Annotated in this window: 5 protein-coding genes; 1 reads left to right on the top strand and 4 read right to left on the bottom strand. The window is 38.5% G+C overall.

Features of this window, described 5'->3' with window-relative positions; all coding sequences use genetic code 11:
* Nucleotides 1-400: 400 nt before the first annotated feature.
* Nucleotides 401-682: a hypothetical protein gene (locus tag Q0954_RS32725; protein ID WP_299465852.1), complete on the bottom strand. Its 282-nt coding sequence runs from the start codon at nucleotides 680-682 to the stop codon at nucleotides 401-403.
* 1 nt (nucleotide 683) lies between these two features.
* Here Q0954_RS32725 and Q0954_RS32730 point away from each other — a divergent pair, with 1 nt between their 5' ends.
* Nucleotides 684-1,511: a leucine-rich repeat domain-containing protein gene (locus Q0954_RS32730; protein ID WP_299465855.1), complete on the top strand. Its 828-nt coding sequence runs from the start codon at nucleotides 684-686 to the stop codon at nucleotides 1,509-1,511.
* A gap of 39 nt (nucleotides 1,512-1,550) precedes the next feature.
* On the opposite strand, the gene Q0954_RS32735 is transcribed toward Q0954_RS32730, so the two are convergent.
* The 3 genes from Q0954_RS32735 to Q0954_RS32745 all read right to left on the bottom strand — a co-directional run bounded on the left by Q0954_RS32735 (nucleotide 1,551) and on the right by Q0954_RS32745 (nucleotide 5,074).
* A complete protein-coding gene (locus Q0954_RS32735) occupies nucleotides 1,551-3,932 on the bottom strand; it encodes a polymorphic toxin-type HINT domain-containing protein (protein WP_366916776.1) in 2,382 nt (793 codons plus the stop codon).
* 120 nt (nucleotides 3,933-4,052) lie between these two features.
* Nucleotides 4,053-4,574 carry a hypothetical protein gene (locus Q0954_RS32740; protein ID WP_299465858.1) on the bottom strand — a complete coding sequence of 174 codons (522 nt, stop codon included), beginning with the start codon at nucleotides 4,572-4,574 and terminating at the stop codon, nucleotides 4,053-4,055.
* Nucleotides 4,571-5,074, bottom strand: a complete 504-nt coding sequence (locus Q0954_RS32745) for a hypothetical protein (protein ID WP_299465861.1) — start codon at nucleotides 5,072-5,074, stop codon at nucleotides 4,571-4,573. The genes Q0954_RS32740 and Q0954_RS32745 overlap by 4 nt, the downstream gene beginning before the upstream one ends.
* Nucleotides 5,075-5,150 lie beyond the last annotated feature (76 nt).

Consider the following 5,150-nt stretch of genomic DNA (forward strand, 5'->3'; position numbering starts at 1 on the left):
CCAATAGATTTTAAAGATACATTGTCTATTGGAGCCATTCACAGATTTTAAAATGGAGGATGGCGAACATGTTGTTACCTGATACTTCAATTATTTTTTAATGCTTAAGGTAAGTATGAATACTGAAATACCTAGCTGCAGGATATAAAAACATTGACTCTTGTAAGAGAGCGAGCTCATATTAATTATTTCCCAAGTAACATTGAACTAATCTAGAGATAAAGATATCCACTAAACTTTTTTTGTAAAAACTGAGAGTGTTCAGCAAAATATGCCATTTCAAAAAATGCATATTAATTATCAGTGCTTTACATATTTTTGACACAGTTCCTGAATAGACTCTAAAAACTCAATCACCAACCTAAAGCTACAAACATAATACAACAAAAACTATCAAACATTACCAAGGCAACAAGTCCCAATTACTAATTAACCACTCTGTTTTTTCCTTAAGGTAATTTGCCCACCAAGGCAAAGGTTTGCCTGGCTTAAAACGAGCCGAATAGTGTAAAGTAGTCAGCACTCCACTTGCACCATATAAGAACTGTATGGTTCTGCGCCCTGCCGTATTTTTTATCCTGAGGGTGAGCTGGGTATTCCACCAAGATGCTTCGTGCATAGGCAACATTTTTTTTGATTTCCCTTCTTTTTTGCCTACACTTACCTTTAAAAAGTCAAACATTATGGGACTATTTAAAAGAAAAGATAGAGTAGAGCATATTACGGCGGTTTTGAAGCAAGACGAGCACCTGTATGATGAATACAGTGCCCGAAGTATGAAAAAGTGGGCAAGGGATTTTAACAAAATCTTCAAGGACATGAAAAAAAATGGCACCCCCGAAGAGCTCAAGGGCTACCTTGCCTACCGCCATACCCTCGATTGCTGGAAGTATGACCTAAAAGACATGGAAGAAACCATATTTAATACTAAAGAAATGGGCATGGACTTACCAGATGACAGAAGCCTACCCCCCAGAATTGGAGAACTGACTAATTTAGAATCCCTGAATGTTCTGGGCAGGGCACTAAAAATACCCGATGAATTTAAAAATCTGCAAAACCTAAAAACACTTTTGCTGGCTTACGAGGGAGATTTTCCAGAAATCATTTGCGAATTACAGCAACTAGAAGAGTTACAAATGACAAGCAGTCAATTCAAGAGCAATCCTTTGAATATAGGCAATTTAATAAACCTGAAATATCTTCAATTTAACAATGTTGATTTTACAGAGTTTCCTCCCTCAATTACAGATCTTATATACTTGAATGACTTAGGCTTGGATGGAAACGATATTGTAGAGATTCCACCTGCTATCGAGAAAATGAAAAACCTCCAGAGATTAAGCCTGAACAGAAATCCTTTATTTAAGGTAGCCAAAGAAATCAGTGAAATAAAAACGCTTAAATTTTTAGGCCTTAAACAAACTCCTCTATCTGAAGAAATGAAAGATCAATTGAAAAAATGGCTTCCTAAAACTCAAATACGTTTTGAGTTTATTTATGATGATTAATCAAGTACACCATCATTGGTGTACTCGAAGTTTTAACTCTTATTTAACTTTGATACCAAAATACTCTTCCAGTGCCCATTCTGCCCCGGTTTTGAGCAGGTTTGCCCAAGCAGGAAGTGGTTCTCCAGGTTTGTAGCGGGCCGAATAATGGGCGGCTGCCAAGGGTAATGTAGCAAAAGTAACCCCACCAGTCACCAAATACTTAAAAGTACCCCAAGTACCTCCTCTGTTATAAAAGGTTACTTGGGTGTTCCACCAGGCACCACCAAACTGAAACAATACACTGGGCTTTACCCCAGTAGTTTGAAAAAGGTGCTCGCTTTCCATCTTACTTAGTTTGGTCAGGTCAATCATATTCGCGAAAACCAGTTCCTCTACTATTTTATTGGCCGGGTCGTCTTGCTTGCCCACATATTTGCAATACAAGGCAGTTTGAGGGTCGTTGTCGGTAATAAAGGTGGCTACATCGTTGGGAGTAATGTAATCAGTGCCAGGGGTTGTTTTGAGCAATCTCTTTGAAGTGACCCCACTTTTGTTGTTTCCCTTAATCCCATATACCTTCCAGTCTGAATGCACAATGTGCTTCCCGTTTTGTTGATAAATTACCTGGTTCAAAAAATCTTTGTTGCCCTGCCAACTGCTCTGGCGTTGATTTTTAAATTTATTATCTACTTTGTCCAAAAACTGCATGCGGTAAAGTATGTCTTGGGTAGCTATAGCTTCAATGAATAAGGCTCGACACAAGCCTTCTATTTCTTCGATATCCGTTATATTCAAATGCCTTAATCCATCAATAAAAAGCCCATTGTGCCCAGTTACCGCTTCCCCACTTAGGTTGACTCCTCTCTTTTGCATGGTCAGGTTACGAAACTTTTCCGTAAAATTGTTTCTGGTTCTTCTGTCTTCTTCAAATAATCCGTTCACAAGGTAAGTTCTTAGCAATTGCTTGAGTAGTTTTCTAGAATTGGCATTTTCCACGGGGAAATTAAATTTTTTGCCCTCATTTTGTTGTACCCCTTTGTATAGCTCAACAGCCATTTTTCTGAACTCCTCGTTTTGTAAGGCACGGGCAATGCCTGCCTCGCTGATGGTTTTTGCTTTAGTAGCCACAGTAAATACATTTCCCTTAAAACGCGGCTTGGCTTTGTGCTTAAAGAACACATCAATGCCCAGCTCAAGTAAGTGGTAGGTAACACCTTCCAAGCCCTTTGCCAAGGGTTCATAGGTTGCCTTCCACTGACTTATGATTGTTTCTGAGGGACCAATGCGTTTGCGGTAATTGCCCTTATTAGAGAAGTTTGCCGCTGCCTTGTTGCCAAAATAGCGACGTGCCTGTTTAATAAGATGGAGAAACTCGTTCCTGATGTCTTCTGATTTAGCTTTAATTTTCTTACTTTTTCGGCTTTTGTATTTGTTGGTAATGCTCTCCAATGCTTTCTCCAGAAAAAAGTTGTATTGCTGGTATGTCAATGGGTTCTTTAGCCTCTTTTCTGGAATAGCAATTGGTAAGTAATTGATCTGATGTTCAAACACATTTTTGTTTCCTCTTCTAAGCTTTTTTAGCAAGGGTTGTAACAGTTCCTTTACCTCTTTGGTAACCGTGCCCCCAGCTGCTGGGTCAGGAATGATAGGAAACATCAAACAATGTAAACCTTCAGCTTTGCTGTTTCGATCTATGCGTGCCATATGATGAGCAAAAGTCATATCCCGATAAATTGCCAATAAATACTTCTTGTTGTAAGGACTTATATCTTTGCCAAGCTCTTCCTTGTTTTCATTATAGTTCAGGTTGATTCCCAAGTATATTTCATCAGTTGTTTGTGCCCACTTGCTTTCAATTGTTTTTTTGACCCCTTTATTGATTTTACCAAGGAAATTTAGACTGGCTATAGACAATGATTTTGAGGAGTTTCCAGCACTACTGATCAAACCCACCAATGACTGTTGTACCTTAAATTTTTTCATTGGCTTTTGGGTACTAGTCAACCTATTGGCAATGCTTTTGGCCTGCTGTAACACCTGAGAAGCAGCACTACTACCTGAGGGCTGCACCTGCACAAAAAACTTAGGCAAAGCACCACAATCGTTGTGCACCAATACACTTTGCTTGCCTACATAATAGGTATGAAAGTTGGCCACCTCAAAGTTGTATACCCTTACTGTAGTATCTACTTTTATGAGGCTATCAATGGCTATTCTTCGTTGATTAAATAGCCATAAGCTGTCGCCAGGCTGAAGGTTTTCGGCGGCTACCCAACGCCCGGCACTGGCCTCGGAGGTCCCCAAATAAAAGCGGTGGTTGGGGGTAGGTTGGCTCAGGAGCTTGCCTTGAGCATAAATTTTTATTAAGCGTTGGGCTGTTTTTTGGGTGGTATTTACTACAGGTTGCAACGCTACTTTGCCCGTGCGAATAGAATCTATTCATCTATATGACAACCCCCTACAACAAGATGAAGTCATCAAGTTAACAAACTTTTTTGGGAAAAAGGTGGCTTTGGACTGGCTGAAATAGTTTAGACCATTACAATTCAATACACTTAACTATACCTTTTTCACGTTAATAAAATCCATCAAACTACCCACCAAAAAAGCCACAATCACCAAAAACAAAGAATAATACCAGAGCCAAGGAAAGTTAAACATTTTAACAACACCCACCCCCCACAACAATGCCCCTATCCAAACACCACGGACTGTATAAAAACGTTTAAAAGCATGTCTAAAAACATAGTCTTTTTGGTCATGAAGATAATCTACTACAGGGTTAATCAATTTTTTGTTCCAATGCCTAATCTCCGCCCTACTTACATACTCAGAATCTGGAGCTTCCATTAACTTAAAATACCGATCAAAGTTAGTTTTATAAGTATTAGCTACCTCATCTGTTTCTGCCTCGAACACCAATGCTCGCATTGAATTAATAAGAGTGGTTTCAATAAGGCGTAGACCCAGCCAATGCCTTTTTTTTACCGAAGACATCTTTTTTAAGCGACGAATGTTATGTTTAAGCCATTTTCGGTTTCTTTGACGGTTATGTTTTGCCCAATCTTCATTTTGCGTCATATAGCCCAGCCCTTTTTTATGTTTCTTTTATCTAGAGTGTACCCAATCAACCAAGCAATAGTTATCGTGGGGAAAGATAGTAGCCAGTGCCAACCAAAGGCAATAAACCAGTTAACAATCAGCAACATAATTGCAGAGAAGAATCCAATAAATACACAAGTAATTCTATTTTCTAAAACCCCTCTATAATGATGCTTTTTTTTTAAATGCCTGATCACACACAAACATTTCTTTTCCACCAAAGCATCAAGCTCATGCTTTCTTTTCGGATCAAAAAACAAGTTATAATCAAGATACTGAAGTTCCATAATGTATTCAAGAAGAATCTCTTTCATTCTCCTACATTCCCTGCATTTTTTTGAATGCTTATCCAATTTTTCAGCAACAAGTTCCAGATTATCAAGGCATAAAATACCCTTTCTTTCAGCCACCAACTTCCTCTTCATTGTTTTTGCTAACTCTTGCTTAAAGTTTTGCAAATAGTTATTTTTTTGTTTCATATCTTAAAACTCTACAGATTATTCGTTACCAAATGAAAACCTGTTTAGGGCATCATTGACTTGTTCTGGAGAGATG

Origin of the sequence: uncultured Microscilla sp. (genome assembly GCF_947493425.1) — a bacterium.
Classification (GTDB): domain Bacteria; phylum Bacteroidota; class Bacteroidia; order Cytophagales; family Microscillaceae; genus Microscilla.